This window comes from Kordia sp., from assembly GCF_050633145.1.
Taxonomy (GTDB): domain Bacteria; phylum Bacteroidota; class Bacteroidia; order Flavobacteriales; family Flavobacteriaceae; genus Kordia.
The window spans coordinates 34,515-50,312 of sequence record NZ_JBOEFY010000025.1 but is presented as its reverse complement, the minus strand read 5'-3'; the positions used below and the strand labels follow the sequence as shown (position 1 = coordinate 50,312).

At 32.5% G+C, this 15,798-nt stretch carries 17 protein-coding genes; 11 read left to right on the top strand and 6 right to left on the bottom strand.

Annotation, left to right across the window (positions count from 1 at the left end; translation table 11 throughout):
* The first annotated feature begins 15 nt into the window (after positions 1-15).
* The 4 genes from ACRBBL_RS13225 to ACRBBL_RS13210 all read left to right on the top strand — a co-directional run bounded on the left by ACRBBL_RS13225 (position 16) and on the right by ACRBBL_RS13210 (position 3,575).
* Complete coding sequence (locus tag ACRBBL_RS13225) at positions 16-1,104, top strand: serine hydrolase domain-containing protein (RefSeq protein ID WP_431369539.1); 1,089 nt, start codon at positions 16-18, stop codon at positions 1,102-1,104.
* Positions 1,105-1,365: 261 nt separating this feature from the next.
* Positions 1,366-1,860, top strand: coding sequence for an RNA polymerase sigma factor (locus ACRBBL_RS13220; protein WP_431369538.1), 495 nt, complete (start codon positions 1,366-1,368; stop codon positions 1,858-1,860).
* A complete protein-coding gene (locus ACRBBL_RS13215) occupies positions 1,844-2,464 on the top strand; it encodes a hypothetical protein (protein ID WP_431369537.1) in 621 nt (206 codons plus the stop codon). The genes ACRBBL_RS13220 and ACRBBL_RS13215 overlap by 17 nt, the downstream gene beginning before the upstream one ends.
* A 100-nt stretch (positions 2,465-2,564) precedes the next feature.
* Positions 2,565-3,575, top strand: a complete 1,011-nt coding sequence (locus ACRBBL_RS13210; RefSeq protein WP_431369536.1) for a hypothetical protein — start codon at positions 2,565-2,567, stop codon at positions 3,573-3,575.
* Between the two features lie 25 nt (positions 3,576-3,600).
* On the opposite strand, the gene ACRBBL_RS13205 is transcribed toward ACRBBL_RS13210, so the two are convergent.
* Genes ACRBBL_RS13205 through ACRBBL_RS13185 form a run of 5 tightly spaced genes read right to left on the bottom strand, consistent with a single transcriptional unit; the run spans position 3,601 to position 7,643 of the window.
* Entirely contained in the window at positions 3,601-4,218 is a 618-nt protein-coding gene (locus tag ACRBBL_RS13205; RefSeq protein WP_431369535.1) for a hypothetical protein, read from the bottom strand.
* Between the two features lie 24 nt (positions 4,219-4,242).
* Positions 4,243-4,653, bottom strand: coding sequence for a DUF2452 domain-containing protein (locus ACRBBL_RS13200; protein WP_431369534.1), 411 nt, complete (start codon positions 4,651-4,653; stop codon positions 4,243-4,245).
* A gap of 17 nt (positions 4,654-4,670) precedes the next feature.
* On the bottom strand, positions 4,671-6,206 hold the full coding sequence (locus ACRBBL_RS13195) for a cryptochrome/photolyase family protein (protein ID WP_431369533.1): 1,536 nt from the start codon (positions 6,204-6,206) through the stop codon (positions 4,671-4,673).
* Positions 6,207-7,505, bottom strand: a complete 1,299-nt coding sequence (locus tag ACRBBL_RS13190; protein ID WP_431369532.1) for a DASH family cryptochrome — start codon at positions 7,503-7,505, stop codon at positions 6,207-6,209.
* Between the two features lie 3 nt (positions 7,506-7,508).
* Complete coding sequence (locus ACRBBL_RS13185) at positions 7,509-7,643, bottom strand: DUF2256 domain-containing protein (protein ID WP_431369531.1); 135 nt, start codon at positions 7,641-7,643, stop codon at positions 7,509-7,511.
* A gap of 128 nt (positions 7,644-7,771) precedes the next feature.
* Here ACRBBL_RS13185 and ACRBBL_RS13180 point away from each other — a divergent pair, with 128 nt between their 5' ends.
* The 6 genes from ACRBBL_RS13180 (at position 7,772) to ACRBBL_RS13155 (ending at position 14,177) form a co-directional block, all read left to right on the top strand.
* Positions 7,772-10,579, top strand: a complete 2,808-nt coding sequence (locus ACRBBL_RS13180; RefSeq protein ID WP_431369530.1) for a CHAT domain-containing protein — start codon at positions 7,772-7,774, stop codon at positions 10,577-10,579.
* A complete protein-coding gene (locus tag ACRBBL_RS13175) occupies positions 10,576-11,349 on the top strand; it encodes an SGNH/GDSL hydrolase family protein (protein ID WP_431369529.1) in 774 nt (257 codons plus the stop codon). The genes ACRBBL_RS13180 and ACRBBL_RS13175 overlap by 4 nt, the downstream gene beginning before the upstream one ends.
* A gap of 45 nt (positions 11,350-11,394) precedes the next feature.
* Entirely contained in the window at positions 11,395-11,955 is a 561-nt protein-coding gene (locus ACRBBL_RS13170) for a hypothetical protein (RefSeq protein WP_431369528.1), read from the top strand.
* Between the two features lie 56 nt (positions 11,956-12,011).
* A complete protein-coding gene (locus tag ACRBBL_RS13165) occupies positions 12,012-12,512 on the top strand; it encodes a DUF2867 domain-containing protein (RefSeq protein ID WP_431369527.1) in 501 nt (166 codons plus the stop codon).
* A gap of 70 nt (positions 12,513-12,582) precedes the next feature.
* Complete coding sequence (locus ACRBBL_RS13160) at positions 12,583-12,936, top strand: YciI family protein (protein ID WP_431369526.1); 354 nt, start codon at positions 12,583-12,585, stop codon at positions 12,934-12,936.
* Positions 12,936-14,177: an RNA polymerase sigma factor gene (locus ACRBBL_RS13155; RefSeq protein ID WP_431369525.1), complete on the top strand. Its 1,242-nt coding sequence runs from the start codon at positions 12,936-12,938 to the stop codon at positions 14,175-14,177. The genes ACRBBL_RS13160 and ACRBBL_RS13155 overlap by 1 nt, the downstream gene beginning before the upstream one ends.
* Positions 14,178-14,289: 112 nt before the next feature.
* Here the strand turns inward: ACRBBL_RS13155 and ACRBBL_RS13150 are convergent, their stop codons facing one another.
* Positions 14,290-14,520 (bottom strand): hypothetical protein, encoded by a 231-nt coding sequence (locus tag ACRBBL_RS13150; protein WP_431369524.1) that lies wholly within the window; start codon positions 14,518-14,520, stop codon positions 14,290-14,292.
* 602 nt (positions 14,521-15,122) lie between these two features.
* Here ACRBBL_RS13150 and ACRBBL_RS13145 point away from each other — a divergent pair.
* Positions 15,123-15,740: a hypothetical protein gene (locus ACRBBL_RS13145; RefSeq protein ID WP_431369523.1), complete on the top strand. Its 618-nt coding sequence runs from the start codon at positions 15,123-15,125 to the stop codon at positions 15,738-15,740.
* Positions 15,741-15,798: the final 58 nt, after the last annotated feature.

The following is a 15,798-nucleotide window of genomic DNA, read 5'->3' as shown; positions in this document are numbered from 1 at the left end:
ACTAAAACCAATCGTATGCGATCAATTTACTTTTTAGTACTATACTTTGTCATACCTTTTTTCAACTTCAATTCAGAAACACAAAAGGTTGAAACGGCTTTTAATGATTTCAAAAAAATCAAAAAAGAGGTTTTAAAAATCGCTAAAAAGAAAAATATTCCAGCGTTTGATTTGTTGATTCAGAAAGGAACAGAAAAATTCGAGCTTAGCTATCATCATCCAAAGCTAAAAGCACAAACTGTATATGGAATTGGAAGTGCAACCAAATTGTTAGCCGCTACGCTTATTTTTAAATTGATTGAAGAAGGAGAAATAACACTCAATGATCCGGTTTCAAAGCATATAGACTTTCTACCAAATGAATACATTGCCAATATTACCATAAAACAATTATTAAATCATACAAGTGGTTTGGCTGATTATACGCAAAACCCACAATGGATTCAACAAGTAATTAATGGACAAGCGCCAAAAACGTTTGCTGAAAAACTGGCACTAATAAACACTGAACAAAATCATACAAACTCCTTTAGTTATAGTAATACAAATTATGTATTCTTGGAAGAGATTGTGTCAAAAATAACGAATCAATCTTTTCAAGAAGCCTTCAATCGTTTTTACAAGAATCTAGGATTTGAAACGATTCAAATTGGTGAAACTCCAGAAAACACAATCGCCTTTTTTGCACAAGATGAAGAGAAAAGTTCGAACGTTTCAGAATGGCGAGAACACTATGGTTTCGATGGTGGCGCATATGCTACAACCGAAGAAATGAATTTGTTTTTACATAAAATCTTTATCGAAAAAAGCATCCTACAACAATCAAGTTTAAACATGATGCAAACTTGGACTTCCATGCAACCAATGGAAATTCCGATAGGGAAATCTGGGAAACTAGCAGAATATGGCTACGGAATTATGAAATTAAGCAATAAAAATCAAACGTATATTGGGCATTCGGGCGGAACACTAAAATACCAATCGTTTCTATTTTATAATGAAGCCAATACTACTTCTATTAGTTTCACAACCAATTGCAGCGGATTACACTATAACTACATTTTTTTTCAAGAAATGATTCCTGTAGTTTTAGATCGATTGTAGTTTTTTCAAAAAAAATAAAGACTTCATGTAATAAATTCCACTTTGAGCCACTAACGAAGTGAAGACGTTTTTCAAAAAACAAAAAAACTCAAAATGGAATGCTATTTTCTCTTACATAAGACTATTTTTTATCTATTGACAAACATTGTTCATAACTACATTGATTCAAGCTTTGTACAATTGTGGATTATTTGTTGCGCGTTGACTTTTTGTATTTTCATGTTAAGAATCATTCAAAAGCACATTCAAGAAACTTTTTAAATGAGTCAGGATTTTTACATATCTCATATTCTTCCGCATGCGGCAATTATTATTAAAATCTGTCGTGCTTATAGCAATTCGCAAGAAGATTTTGAAGACTATTATCAAGAAGTTTGTTTGCAAATTTGGCGCAGTCGCAACAATTTTAGTGGAAAATCGGAATGGTCAACATGGATTTACAGAGTTTCATTAAACGTATGTTTAACCTTATTAAAGAAAAATAAGAAAAACACAAACACTTTTGTATCGGACGCGATTCCACAAGATATTTTAGACGACAGTCAAGCGTTTTTCAAAGAAGCTTCTTTAAATGAACTCTACAAAGCCATCAAACAATTAAATGAAATCAACAGAGCAATCATTGTATTGTATTTGGAGGAGAAATCGTATCAAGAAATAGCAAGCATTATGGGAATGAATGTCAGTACAATTGGCGTTCGCATCAATCGAATTAAAGAACAGCTTAAAAAATTAGTACATGGAAAAATCAATTGAACATATTTGGAAACAAGGGTTTATCAATAATGAAACATTGACCGCACCAAAAATTGAAAATCTATACAATCAAAAATCGCAACATTTAGCAGATAAACTCATGCGCATGCTGCATACTGAACCTAAAGTATTGCTTATATTATCTGTCGTTTTCTTAATCGGAAACTATCTCATTGGTAATAGCCTTTGGTCAGGAAGTATTGGTTCTATATGGTGTATTATTTGGTATTTTTTTGTAAAAAAGCAAATTCAGAATATTGAAAATGCAAATAAAGAAACCAATTGTTATGACTTTTTAAAATCGTTACATAAACTGTTATTACAAAGTAGAAATACGACTGCAAAAATGCTTTGGATAGGAACACCTGCATTGGTATTACCTATGGCAATTTATACGTATTATAATCAATACGATAAGACTATTGGTAAAATTTTTGGTGTAGAAAGTTTACAATATCCGAATGAATGGTTATTTGCTATTGTGCCATTAGCGACCATATTTTCAGTAGCTTTCTATCGTTTTTCTTTTAAAATGAGTTACGGACCAATTGCCACAAAATTGAAACAATTAATCAATGATATAGAAAGTTTAAAACAAGCCTAAAGACATTGCAAAACGTTGTTTGAAATTTGTTTGTTTTTTGTGTAACAAATCGGGAAAGCTTTATACTAACATGGCGAAGCCAACTCAAAAACGGTACACTATGCAAACACTACTAGATTTTCAACAACGTTTTGCCAAATTTTTGATTCCTTTAGCGCTCTTTATCGGCACGTACTTTTTCATTAAATCTCCGTACTTTTTAGAAAATTCAAGCACACTTACATTTGCGGTTTCTGCCGATTTATTATTGACAATTCCTATTGTGTATTTTCTGCTAATTAGAAAAACAAGCATTCCCAAAACCACTGTTGTTCCTATGATGATTATTGGATTGGCAATTGGATTTTTCTCTTTACCAGAAGCCAATCAAGAATATTTGCAACTTTTTAAAACTTGGTTTTTACCTGTAATAGAAGTTGGAGTAGCTTCTTTTATAATTTATAAAGTGCGAAAAGCCGTTTTATTTCATAGAAAGCAAGAAAACAAATCTTTAGACTTTTTTACAGCACTAAAAACAACTTGCGCAGAAATTTTACCAAAACCTGCAGTCGTTCCTTTTGCAACTGAAATCTCAATATTCTATTATGGATTTGTGTATTGGAAACGTAGAAAATTAGCCGAAAACGAATTCAGTAATCACAAAGAAAGTAGTTCACTAGCACTCTTCTTCATCTTAATTGTAATTGTAGCTATAGAAATTGTTCCTATACACATATTATTGGCAAAATGGAGTGAAGTTGCTGCATGGATTCTCACGATTTTAAGTGCCTACTCTGGACTGCAAATTTTTGGCTTTGCAAAATCACTAATGAAACGTCCAATTGCTGTAGAAAATGATCGTGTACTATTGCGTTACGGAGTCATGCAAGAAGCTGAGATTCCAATTGAAGACATCAAAAAAATTACGCTGACAACTAAAGAATTTGACAAAGAAGAAAACATTACTCGCCTTTCTTTATTAGGCGAAATAGAAGGTCATAATGTATTGATTGAAACTCACAACGAACAAATAGTACATGGTTTATTCGGCATTAAAAAGACATTTACTAAGATTGCGTTGCATGTAGATAAAAAGGGAGAATTTAAAGCGTATTTAGAAAACAAACTTTAATTGAATGACAGAAGATTGTAAGCTATTAAGCAAATTCACTTCCGCTTAGAAACTTAGGTCCAATAATTATTAAAATAATAATAAAACATATTATAGTTCCCAAAATAAAAATTGTTCCAAAACTTATATCGTGATAACTTCCATCATTATATTTTAATTTTGGTTTCTCTTTAAACACTAAAGGAATTACAGATAAGAACAGCGCACAGGAAGACAACCATCTTATGAACAATTGATTTTGTTGTTTATGAAATTGTGCTTTTGCAAATTGCATATAATCGACGTTATTTTTGCTTATACAAAAAACTTTATCATCTACGACTCCAAACTTTAATTGATCTCCTTTTCTTATATCACTTCGAAACCGATAACTTTTTAAATATTTATAGTCAATTCCGGTGACATCATAATTAATAGATTTAGTAGGTAAGACTAGCCAATATGAAGTACTTCCCTTTGTACTTACTCTCTTTTTAAACTTAGGCTTCCCAGTCAAAACGACTGTAACAAAGGTCAAGTCTTCTTCCTCATATTTAGGTGTTTGAATGAATGAAAGTCCTAGAAAGATTATACAAACAACAGCTCCAATTCTAAAAGTTTTCTTCTTTTCTTTCCAAGTCTTATGTTTCCATTTCTTTTTCAACAGTGTACTATTTAATTGTAGGCATTAATCCGCAACAACTTCCCACATTTTATCAGCATTCAAACGAAAACTTTCCACAAAGTCAAAACGACAATGATCTGGCGAAATAATCGATAAAAATGGTTGCTGATTTTTGTCGCGATACAAATGATAAATCTCTCCAACAATTGGTTCAAAATTGAATTTTGCGTTGTAAATCAAGTTGTTGTATTCAAACTTTTCCATCAATGCGTCATACTCAGCTTTCAATTCGTCGTAACGTGCTTTTACTTGCTTGTTGACTTTATCAATGTTTACATTTTTCCAAGTAACTGTATCAGAAGTTGTAATGGTTGGCGCGCCAACATTGGTTCCGTAGGCTTTTAAAGATGCATTATAACTATTTGATTCTTCATCAAAAACAACATTATCTGGTCTTTTATCTTCTTCTTGCATAACTTCAAGTTTTTCTTTTAATAATTGTCTGGATTCGCAATAACTGCCCGTGCTCTACTTTTTAGAGCTTCTAACTTTGTTTTATCCATTTTATTCAACAAATTCATCATCATTGACATGCGCTGATTTCCTTTAAAATATTCACGCTTTTCATCTAAAAAATTCCAATATAATGAATTGAACGGACATGCATCTTCGGTTTCTTTCTTAGATACTTTATAGACGCAATCTTTACAATAATTGCTCATTTTATGAATGTAACTTCCGCTAGAAACATACGGTTTCGTAGCTACCAATCCGCCATCGGCAAATTGACTCATTCCTCGTGTATTTGTAATTTCAACCCATTCAATCGCATCAATATAAATGCCTAAATACCATTCATCAACTTCGTCGGGATGCATTTGCGTGAGCAGGGCAAAATTCCCAGTAATCATCAATCGTTGAATATGATGCGCATAAGCTTTGTCTAAGCTCTGTGAAATGGCATGTTTCAAACAATTCATTTTCGTATTTCCTGTCCAGAAAAAATCAGGAAGCGAATTTGTATTGTTTAATTTATTCAAAGTTCTATAATTTGGCATTTCTTTCCAATACATTCCGCGCATATATTCACGCCAACCTAAAATTTGTCGCACAAAACCTTCTACTTGCGAAATATCAATAACATCTTTATGATTTCTCCAATACGAAACTACAGTTTCAATCACTTCCTTTGGATGCAACATTTTTGAATTCATCGCAAATGACAAACGACTATGAAACAAAAAATGTTCTTCCGTATGCATCGCATCTTGATAATCGCCGAAATGAACTAATAAATTTTCACAGAAATAATTTAATACATCTAAACTAGCTTTACGATTTGTTGGCCAATGAAAATTATCTATATCAATATTTCCAATCGTTTTTACTGCTGCATTAGAAATCATTTTGCAAATGTTTGAAACATCATTTTTCATTTGCTTTTCTTCAGGAATTGCTGGCGAACCTTTCCACTTTTTACGGTTGCTGTGATCAAAATTCCACTTTCCGCCTTCAGGATCTTTTGCTGTCAACATCATAATATCATACTTCTTCCGCATATTGCGATAAAAATATTCCATCACTAATTGCTTTTTCCCTTCAAAAAAATCGGTAAAATCAGTTCGTGAAGTCAAAAAATGTTCAGAATCAAAAGCTTCTGTTTCAATCTCTAATTCGTTACAAAAATTTTTCAACTGTTCATCCAAACGATATTCATCAGGCAATTGATATTCAAACTTTTCTATACTATGTTCTTTAATTAGTTGCTTCAAATTAGAAACTAAATCTTGTTGATTTCTTTCATCATCTAATTGATAATACACAACTTCACATCCTTCATTCTTTAACCAAACCGCAAACGAACGCATACTTTTAAAAAACGCCACAACTTTCTGAATATGGTGTTTTACATAATCCGTTTCTTGACGCATTTCCGCCATAAAATAAACCACATCATCATTTGTATCATCATACCAAGAATGCTGATAATTCAGTTGATCGCCTAATACTAATCGTGCTATCTTCATTTAAAATAAACTAGTTTGTAACCAAAGATTTTGGAATTTATTATTCACGTCATAACGTTTTGCCTGGAGTTGTACATTAAAAGTTCGATTGCGAGGATCATTTCCTACTCCCGAAACATACAACCAATTACCATAATTACTATGTACATCATAATCTATCAACAACGATTCAAAATATGCGGCACCAATTCGCCAATCAAGTTGTAATGTTTTGGCAAAATATGAAGCTACATTTTGGCGACCGCGATTGCTCATCCAACCTGTATGTTTCAGTTCTAGCATATTTGCGTTTACAAAAGGTTGAGCAGTTTTACCATCAATCCATTGTTGAATTATAGTTTCATCCGTATTCCAATCGTAGGTTTGGTGTAAAATTCCTTCTAGTTTAAAAATATTGCTGCCGTGTTTTAGGGAAATATATTTAAAAAAGTCGCGCCAAATCAATTCAAAAATCATCCAATACGTAGATTGATTTTTAATAATCTCTGATTCATATTTTTTGACTTCATGGTAAATCATTCGTGGTGATAAACTTCCGTTTGCCAACCAAGCTGAAAATTTAGAACTGTAATCTGTTCCTACTAATCCGTTGCGTGTTTTTTTATAGTATGATAGTTTTTGTGTGTTCCAAGCATAGTCTTGTAAACGTTGCAATCCTGATTTTTCGCCACCTTTAAACGGAAATGCTGTTCGTGTATCTTGTTGTAAACTTGGCAAACCTAAATCTTGTAATGTTGGGACTTTCGTCAGATGTGTCACACGGTTTTTCTCTGGCATTTTAGAAATAGTTTCCAATTTTCGAATGCTTGCGTACTTTTCACATTTCTTTCTAAATACCGTAAATACTTGAGGAATTTTATCGATTGTCATCGGAATGTCCTCAGGATGAAACAAAAACTGATCGTAAGTTTCAATCCAATTCACAGTATCTGCAATTCTCTGTTTAACGGTGTTTGAAACTTTCACTTCTTCGGAAGTCCATTCTTTTTGCAAATACACAGAAGTTATATTGTGAATCTTTACGTATTCAGCAACTATTTTCTCGGGCAAATCAATATGTACAAATAGTGGAATATTAAGTTCATCCAGCTCTTGTTGCAAAGTTGAAATTGTTTCAATTAAAAACTGCGCTCTATATTTTTCTGTTTTGATAAATCCGAAACAATCTTTTTCAAAATGACGCGGATCAAAACAGTATACTGCCATTACAAAACTGTTTTCTTTGGCAGCTTTTACCAGAGAGATTTGATCGTGAATGCGCAGATCATTTCGAAACCAAACCAATCCTGTTTTAGTCATATTCTATTTATTTTTATTTCTGCGACAGCGCTCACTACAATATTGAACCTCGTCCCAAACACGTTCCCACTTTTTACGCCAATTAAAAGGTCGTTGACAAATTTTACAAACTTTTGACGGAAGGTGAGCTTTCTTCATTTTTTAATTTTGTTTAACAAATATACAAAATGATTAAACATTTTTACAATTAATAGCTTATTCAAATAGAATCTAAATATTCAATTCCAACATAAAATCTTATATATTTGGGGAAAGAAGCTTTTTTTATGACTTTTCTTCGATCAAAATTGGTAATAGTAATAACAACACTTATCTGTTGTTTTGGCACTGTTATTTCTTGTAAAAAACAATCGCAAGAAAAAACAAAAGTTATTGTAACTGAAGAAGCTAAAAAAACAGCAGATTCACTCTTTGAAGCTGGACGACAATTCTATTACAAACGAGAATTCAATGCGTCTGTACACACATTTTTAAAAGCAGATAGTTTATATCAACAGCAAGCAAACATTAAGCGTTCACTTAAATCTCGCATCAATATTGCAACTGCTTTACAAGCTACTTATATTGAAAATGATAGTATTGAACGCTTTTTAAAAGCTGGAATTCCTTTGATTGAACGCATTTCTAAAGAAACTTTAGAAATTGCTGAATATTATAATAAACTACAAGGTGTTAGCTACGCTGCTGGAAATTATGCAGCAGCAAAGTCTTTCGCTGAAAAGGCATTCATGCATCTTGTAAAAATAGAAAACCAACATACAGAAGCTTATAAAGCTGCATATTCACATACGCTACACGCACTAACAATTAACGAACAAGAATTATTTAATTATAAAGCTGCGGAAGAGTCTGCCAAATTAGCCGTCGGTTATGCAAGACGAAACAATTACAATGTATTTAACGCCGAAATGGAATTGTTTACAACCTATGTACTGGCTGATTATAACACAAAAGCGAGAGACCAATTAGATCATATTGAATCGGAAGATTTAGTAGACGAAAAAGATATCTTTACTACGTTCGATTTTTACCGTGCTAAAATTGAATTCTATACAAAAACTAAAGATTATAAAGTAGCTTTTAAAGCTGTAAACGATCTTCAAAAAATAATTGATGAATCTGGTTATAAAGAACATTTTTCACAGTGGTATTTCACACAAATAAAAAGTGATCTTTTCTTAGAAATAGGAATGAACCATAAAGTGATTTCCTTTATAGAAAACTTACAGATCGAGCCTACTTATGAAAATGCTACTGTTGGTTATCGATCAGGTGATTTTTTACGTTTGGCAAAAGCACATTACAATTTAAGCGCATTTGAACCTAATCATGACGAGCAATGGCAGGAAAATATACAAAAGGCACTCAATTTACATGTGTCAGAAGCATCACAAACAAACGACTTTTTTAAGGAAGTTTCTTTTAAAAATGCACGTTTTAAAGATTTTCTATATACACGATTACTATTTAAAGCTAAAACTAGTTTTGCAGTTTATCAAAAAACGAATAACGAAAAGTATTTAAAAATTGCATTGCATACATTTAAAGAAGCACACGCCAATTTAAAAACACTTGGCGCTAGAAGTGATGAAGATGAGTTTATAAAACCCGCAGAGTTTAATCAGTTTTATAATGACTTATTACTTGCTTTCCATCAAAAATGGACCGAAACAAAGGACAAAAAACTGTTTTTTGATGCATTGACTATTAGTGATGAAAGTAAAAATGTTTTTATACTAAACGAACTCAAACGCACGTCTGAAAAGAAATTATTTGATAATATTCCTATTGAGATTCGCAAAAAAGAAGCTTCTTTACAAGCACAAATAGACGCGACAATTTTCACAAAAGAAAATGAAAGTATTCAAAAGGAGTTCAATGCGCTTAAAGCTAAAATTCGCGAGAAATACCCAAAATACTATGCGTTAAAATATACTGACGAAGTCGCAATAGAAGAAGTCGTTTCTACACAATTAAAAGGCTATAACTGTATTTCATACACGGTTACCAACGACTATATTTTTATATTTAATTATAATGCAGGCAACTTGAAGTTTGATAAAATTCTATTGGATCAGACACTTAGAAACACACTCACTATGTACCTTGGATTCGTTTCACTTAATGTAGGAGATTCTTATAAAGAATATAATAACGCGCTTTATAAGGTGATTCTAGAAAAATATATCGATTCTGAAAAACCAACTGTTTTACTTTTAGATGGAGCTTTAAATTTGATTCCTTTTGATGTATTTCGCGAATGTGTAGCGTATAAAAAACCGTTTGTGCGACTCAATAATTTGCGTCAAAACATCTACAATCCACAAAAAAAGGTTGCTAAAACGATTGTATTTGCGCCGCTTTTTGTTAAGAATGAAGAATCAAAACATGCAATACCGTTGCCAAGTAGTTATGAAGAAGCAACAACTATTGAAAGTTTGACAAGTGCCACTATGAAAACTGGTGAATTAGCACTGAAACAAACATTTATTGAAACGTCGCATACATATGATATCATTCATTTAACCACACATTCGGAAGTAGATTTTGAGCTTCCATTGCAGAGTAAAATTATTTTTTATGCTGAGGGCAATCAGTCACCATCTGATTATATTTTAAAAGCAAAATCGCTCTATGACATGAGTTTTCCTGCCGATTTGGTTACATTGAGTTCTTGCGAATCTGGAGGAGGAACAAACGAAAACGGAAAAGGATTGCAAAGTATAGCCAATGCATTTAATTATGCAGGTGCCAAAAGTACCGTGATGAGTTTGTGGAAAATTTCCGATAAAACAACAGCAATCATTATGGGCTTGTTTTATGAAAATTTAAAAACGGGCATGGACAAAGCAACGGCATTACAACGTGCTAAAGAAATGTACATTGCACAAACGGATGATGAAAACTTTAGGCATCCGTATTATTGGGCAGGCTTTGTTATCTCGGGAGACATTAGTCCTATTGTATTTCCAGAAACATCAAATATGTATTACTATTACATATTTGCAATTATTTTAGTACTTTTCGTGTTTTGGATACTTTACAAACGACGCAAAATGACCAAATTACCATGAATCTTAAATATACGCTTGGCGCGATAGTTTCTATTCCGCTTTTGCCACTACTCTACTTTCAAGGAAGAAAAATAGAAAGAAATTTACCTAAATTGCCTGAAGCAACTGATATTGAAGGTATCAGTAAAGTAAATAGTGAACAGTTATTTCAGTTGATTACCATTGGCGAAAGTACCATTGCTGGCGTTGGCGCAAGTACGAATGAATCTGGATTTACAGGAACATTAGCAAAAGAATTATCTAAAGAAATTTCGACAAATATTTCATGGAAAGTGTATGCAAAAAGTGGATATACAGTACAATGTGTCCTCCAAAAAATCATTCCACAAATTAAAGATGAATCGGTAGATTTAATCGTAATTGGACTCGGCGGAAACGATACTTTTAAACTCAGTTCTCCAAAACGATGGAACAAAGATATTCGTGCTTTACTAGACAATATTCGTTTTAGTTATCCAAAAACTCCAATTGTATTTGCCAACATGCCGCCAATTAAAGAGTTTACACCATTTACAGGCGCATTTAAGTTTATCATTGGAAACTTGGTATTACATCTAGGAAAAGAACTAGAGAAAGTCGTTAAAGATTACGAAAACGTATATTACAGAGCCAAAGGTTTAGAATATCATGATTTAGTTGACAGAATGAATCTTGATGCGGCTCCCGAAGATTTTTTTAGCGATGGTGTACATCCGTCAGAATTAGCGTATCAAGTTTGGGCAAAAGATGTGGCTGGTTATATTTTAGAAGAAAAAATATGCCATTCGTAATAAAAGAAAAGTATCTTTAAGCAAATTTTTTAAAAAGAGAGTATAATGAATTTTAAACATGTTTTAATCTTAGTTTTTTCAGTTGTATGTATGGTATCTTGTACAAACGACAGTGAAAATCTTACAGTTGTTAAATCCTTTATAAAGGCACGAAATAATTTTGACGCGGCTAAATTGGCTTCTATGGCTGATGAGAATTATAAAGAAACGTTTAGAAACGATTTTGTTGAAGTTAAAAATAGAGCAGAACTTTTGAGAAATTTAGAATGGGCAAAAGAACTGAGTTCATCAACAACAATTGAAAAAGTAGTTTCTGAAAACGACTCAATTATCATATTGATTGAAAAGAGTTCTAATTATATTGATGTTGCTTTTAAAAGAAAACTGCGTAGTTTCAAAACAACGTATTATTTAAAAGATAAAAAGATTTTAAAACAAAAATATGATTTTGCTCCAGGCGAAACAAACAACAATAAAGCCAACGAGAAATTGTATGGTGATTTTGAACGCTACTGCAAAGTAAACAATATTAGCTATTCTTGGAATCCAACTAAAAAAGATGGAATAATACTTAGAAAAGCTTTGGAAAAATATGCAAATCGCTAGTGAATGTCGTAACTTTAGGTTTCTTTAAAAAGTATTGACATTTATACCTATTCACAATGTTAAAAGTAAAAGAGGAAACCGTTTTTATCTCGGAAAAAGCAACGCAATTATTTCCAAAAGTTGATTTTGCAGATACATTTTCAACAACAAATCACAAACATTCTATTCAAGAAGTTACGAATCTAGTTTTTAACACAACGCCAAAATGGGTTAGGTTTTTGTTTAAAGTTAGAAATAGTATTGTACAATTCTTCGGATTGAAAACAGGTGTTCCACCAGATTATAATGAAGATTTTAAAGTTGGCGGTTACATCAAATTCTTCAAGATTTACGATATCGCTCCCAACGAAATCATTTTAGGCGCTAACGACAGTCACTTAAATTTTAGAGCCATTGTTTCCGATACCAAAGTAGCTTCACACAATATAAAAGTGACTACATTAGTTGAGTACAACAATAAGAAAGGTAAAATATACATGAACCTCATCAAACCATTTCATCGAATGGTTGTAAAACGGATGGTTTCACAAGCATTTCAAAATCCAGAAAAAAAATAATTACAAAATATGTCCTCTTTTGTCTTTTGCAAAACGTCTTAAACATATAAACCTTATAAAAAACACTATTATGAAAGAATTTATGATGATTTTCGTCGGAGCAGATTATGCTGATTTAGGGCTTTCGCCAGAAGAATTACAAAACCGTATGGGAAAATGGTTCGCTTGGGGAAATAAAATGGAACAAGCAGGAATTTTGCGCGGTGGAAATGCATTAAATCCTCAAATACGTCGCATTGTTGGTGAAAATCGTACCGTGACCGATTTGACTTCTACAGAGGTAAAAGAAATTATTGGCGGTTATTATTTGGTAGTTGCCAACGATTTTGACGCCGTTCAAGAAATTGCGCAAGACTTCCCTGATTATGATTTAGGCGGAACTGTTGAAATTAGAGAAGTAACTGTTTTTGAAGATCACAAATAATGGAACACAAACTCATAGACCATTTATTTCGCTATCATAGTGGAAAAATGGTCTCTGTGTTAACCCGAATTTTTGGGCTTTCGCATCTTGAAATTATTGAAGATGCCGTACAAGATACGTTTATTAAAGCCAGTATTGCTTGGCGACAACAACAACCTGAAAACCCAGAAGCTTGGTTGACAAAAGCGGCTAAAAACCGAGTCTTAGATATTTTTAGAAAGTTAAAAGCAGAGAAAAATCTACTTCCAAATCTGCAACAAAGCCGTGATTTTATTGCCGTAAACGAACTCTTTTTAGACGCTGAAATTGAAGATGCACAACTGCGCATGATTTTTACAGCTTGTCACCCAAGTTTAGATCCACGTGACCGAATTTCCTTTGCTTTAAAAACCGTTTCTGGATTTAGCATTAAAGAAATTGCGTCTGCACTATTGACCAAAGAAGAAACGGTAAAAAAACGCTTGTTTCGCGCTCGCAAAACCATCCAAAAAGGAACAATCAAATTTCATATTCCGCAAGGAAAAGCATTGCCACAACGTTTGGAAAGCGTTATGGAAGTCTTGTATTTAATCTTTAACGAAGGTTTTCATTCCAATACGCAAGAAACCTTAATTCGGAAAGAACTATGCGGAGAAGCCATGCGTTTGTGTAAAATGTTACTTAAAAATGAATTGACTCGAACATCGGCTGTGTATGCATTGTTTGCATTGATGTGTTTTCATTCAGCACGATTGGATGCAAAAATAAATTCGTCAAATGAAATCCTCGATTTAAAACAACAAGATCGCAGTTTGTGGCATTTTCCATTAGTAGAACTTGCAAATACAATGATGAATAAAGCCGTTGCTGATGCTGAGTTTTCTTGTTATCATTACGAAGCGGCAATTGCAGCAGAACATTTACGTGCAGCGCATTTTGATGATACCAATTGGTCAAAAATTTTATATTGGTATGAATGTTTGTATGCTATGCAACCCATTCCTATTCATGTATTGACAATGGCCGTTGTGTGTTTGCAAAGCTCCGATTTTACGAAAGCGAAATACTATTTGGATCAATTGGAAGCCAGCGATTTGGAACAACGAAGTTATCTGTATTACGGAACACTTTCCGATTACGAGTTCGCTACAAACAACATAGAAAAAGCAATAGAGAATATTGATTTGGCGCTTCAAACCGTGACAAATTCTTTAGAAAAAGAACATCTACAAAAGAAGCGTGCTATTTTAATTAAAAAATAAACACTTGAAAAAAGAGGCTGTCTCGAAAGTAGAATTTTGTCAAACCAAATTATATGTTGAACTGTGCTTTTAAAACTTTTTAGACAACCGCTTTTTAATGTTGCAATGATGTTTACTTTCTTGGTGGAATACAACTAAGGATTCCTGTACCGCAAGTTCCATCCCAAGATGGTGCGCAAACTAAAGGATTATCAGTACACACACAAGAGGTTGTTTGGCAAGACCCTACTTGTGTTACACAATCAACTCCACTAGCTAATCTTCCTCCTGAAGTCGTTAATGCATCTAAATTTGATACTGATGACTTGTTAAGCGATAACGAGTTTAAATTCTTTTTCTTCATGATATGTAATTTTACAGTTAATTTTCATCTCTAAGTTAAAGAACTAAATCCTTGAAAGGAAAAGAAGAATATCGCGATTTATGAATTCCGATACATACTTTTGTGTGCATTTTTTAAGTTTATAAAAAATCGTAGGTTTATGGTCAACTTAATTATATTCATGAAATTTTCCTTGAAACAATTTTCAATCTTAGTTGCTATTCTCGTAGTACTTTTGATCGTTTTTGAATTTGTCACAAACGAATTCAGTATCGACGCAATGTTTAGTCTGTATTATAGTTTCCCTATACTTTTATGCGTGTTTATTGTACAGCATTTTATAAAGGAAAATCGTTTCAATTTAATAACTATAGTTTTTTATGTTGTTATACTATTTCTCACCTTGGTTTCTATAATTCACATCCTAACTTTTGATCGTGGTTTTGGGTTTGACTCAAGTAGTATTCCTGCAATTCATATTATCTCTGTAGTATTAAATATCTCACTAATGATTAGTACTATTTTACAATTTAGCAAGCAAGCAAAAAATAACAAATCTGCTATATAAAAGCGGAAAACTAAAAAGAAAATCGTAGGTTTATAGTCAACTTAATTACATTTATATGAAATTTTCAGTACTATTACTTTCTTTATTTTTGGTTGGAAATTTATATTTCGCACAAGCACAATCGGATGCTACCAAAGAGCCAAAAGCTGGTTTAATTGTCACCATTAATGGTAAGAAACATACAATTTCAGAAGGAGAAACCATAAAACAAAATGGCACTACTGTTTCTGTGAAAATTGCAGATTCTCGAACTTTTAATAATGGAACCATTTCCTTTAGTTATCCTTCAAATTTAGGTTTTGAATATGAAGAAGATTTTGGATATAAAAACTGGATGTTTGATGGAAATAATTTTGTGATTATGTTTTTTGAAATTATGCAAGGAAGCAGTTTTGATAGTTTTGTAAATGAAATTGCAGGACGTTATGGAAGAGAAAATTGTAAAATTGAAAAAACTTCCATGAGTTTAGGCGGAAGAGAATTATATGGAAAAAGAATCAATGTGAATTTAATGGGCGAAAAACTTACCCAAGATTTTCTAGAAATTCCAATGAAAGATGGAAAAACACGCATTCTTGCCTTCCAAGATTCTCCAAACGAATACGGAAACTCATCAGATGAAGCTAAAAAGACAATTAAAATGGTTAGAGAAACAATTACGTATAAAAAGTAAATCATTCTTTATCGTAAAAAAAACGCCAGATTGAAGATGTCAACCTGGCGTTTTTTTA

Excerpts from the sequence above, each read along its gene's own strand:
- ACRBBL_RS13165 (WP_431369527.1), top strand. The coding sequence starts at position 12,012 with ATGTTAAAAGTAAAAGAGGAAACCGTTTTTATCTCGGAAAAAGCAACG.
- ACRBBL_RS13225 (WP_431369539.1), top strand. The coding sequence starts at position 16 with ATGCGATCAATTTACTTTTTAGTACTATACTTTGTCATACCTTTTTTC.
- ACRBBL_RS13210 (WP_431369536.1), top strand. The coding sequence starts at position 2,565 with ATGCAAACACTACTAGATTTTCAACAACGTTTTGCCAAATTTTTGATT.
- ACRBBL_RS13195 (WP_431369533.1), bottom strand. The coding sequence starts at position 6,206 with ATGAAGATAGCACGATTAGTATTAGGCGATCAACTGAATTATCAGCAT.
- ACRBBL_RS13150 (WP_431369524.1), bottom strand. The coding sequence starts at position 14,520 with ATGAAGAAAAAGAATTTAAACTCGTTATCGCTTAACAAGTCATCAGTA.
- ACRBBL_RS13175 (WP_431369529.1), top strand. The coding sequence starts at position 10,576 with ATGAATCTTAAATATACGCTTGGCGCGATAGTTTCTATTCCGCTTTTG.
- ACRBBL_RS13170 (WP_431369528.1), top strand. The coding sequence starts at position 11,395 with ATGAATTTTAAACATGTTTTAATCTTAGTTTTTTCAGTTGTATGTATG.
- ACRBBL_RS13200 (WP_431369534.1), bottom strand. The coding sequence starts at position 4,653 with ATGCAAGAAGAAGATAAAAGACCAGATAATGTTGTTTTTGATGAAGAA.
- ACRBBL_RS13220 (WP_431369538.1), top strand. The coding sequence starts at position 1,366 with ATGAGTCAGGATTTTTACATATCTCATATTCTTCCGCATGCGGCAATT.
- ACRBBL_RS13160 (WP_431369526.1), top strand. The coding sequence starts at position 12,583 with ATGAAAGAATTTATGATGATTTTCGTCGGAGCAGATTATGCTGATTTA.
- ACRBBL_RS13180 (WP_431369530.1), top strand. The coding sequence starts at position 7,772 with ATGACTTTTCTTCGATCAAAATTGGTAATAGTAATAACAACACTTATC.
- ACRBBL_RS13215 (WP_431369537.1), top strand. The coding sequence starts at position 1,844 with ATGGAAAAATCAATTGAACATATTTGGAAACAAGGGTTTATCAATAAT.
- ACRBBL_RS13190 (WP_431369532.1), bottom strand. The coding sequence starts at position 7,505 with ATGACTAAAACAGGATTGGTTTGGTTTCGAAATGATCTGCGCATTCAC.
- ACRBBL_RS13155 (WP_431369525.1), top strand. The coding sequence starts at position 12,936 with ATGGAACACAAACTCATAGACCATTTATTTCGCTATCATAGTGGAAAA.
- ACRBBL_RS13185 (WP_431369531.1), bottom strand. The coding sequence starts at position 7,643 with ATGAAGAAAGCTCACCTTCCGTCAAAAGTTTGTAAAATTTGTCAACGA.
- ACRBBL_RS13145 (WP_431369523.1), top strand. The coding sequence starts at position 15,123 with ATGAAATTTTCAGTACTATTACTTTCTTTATTTTTGGTTGGAAATTTA.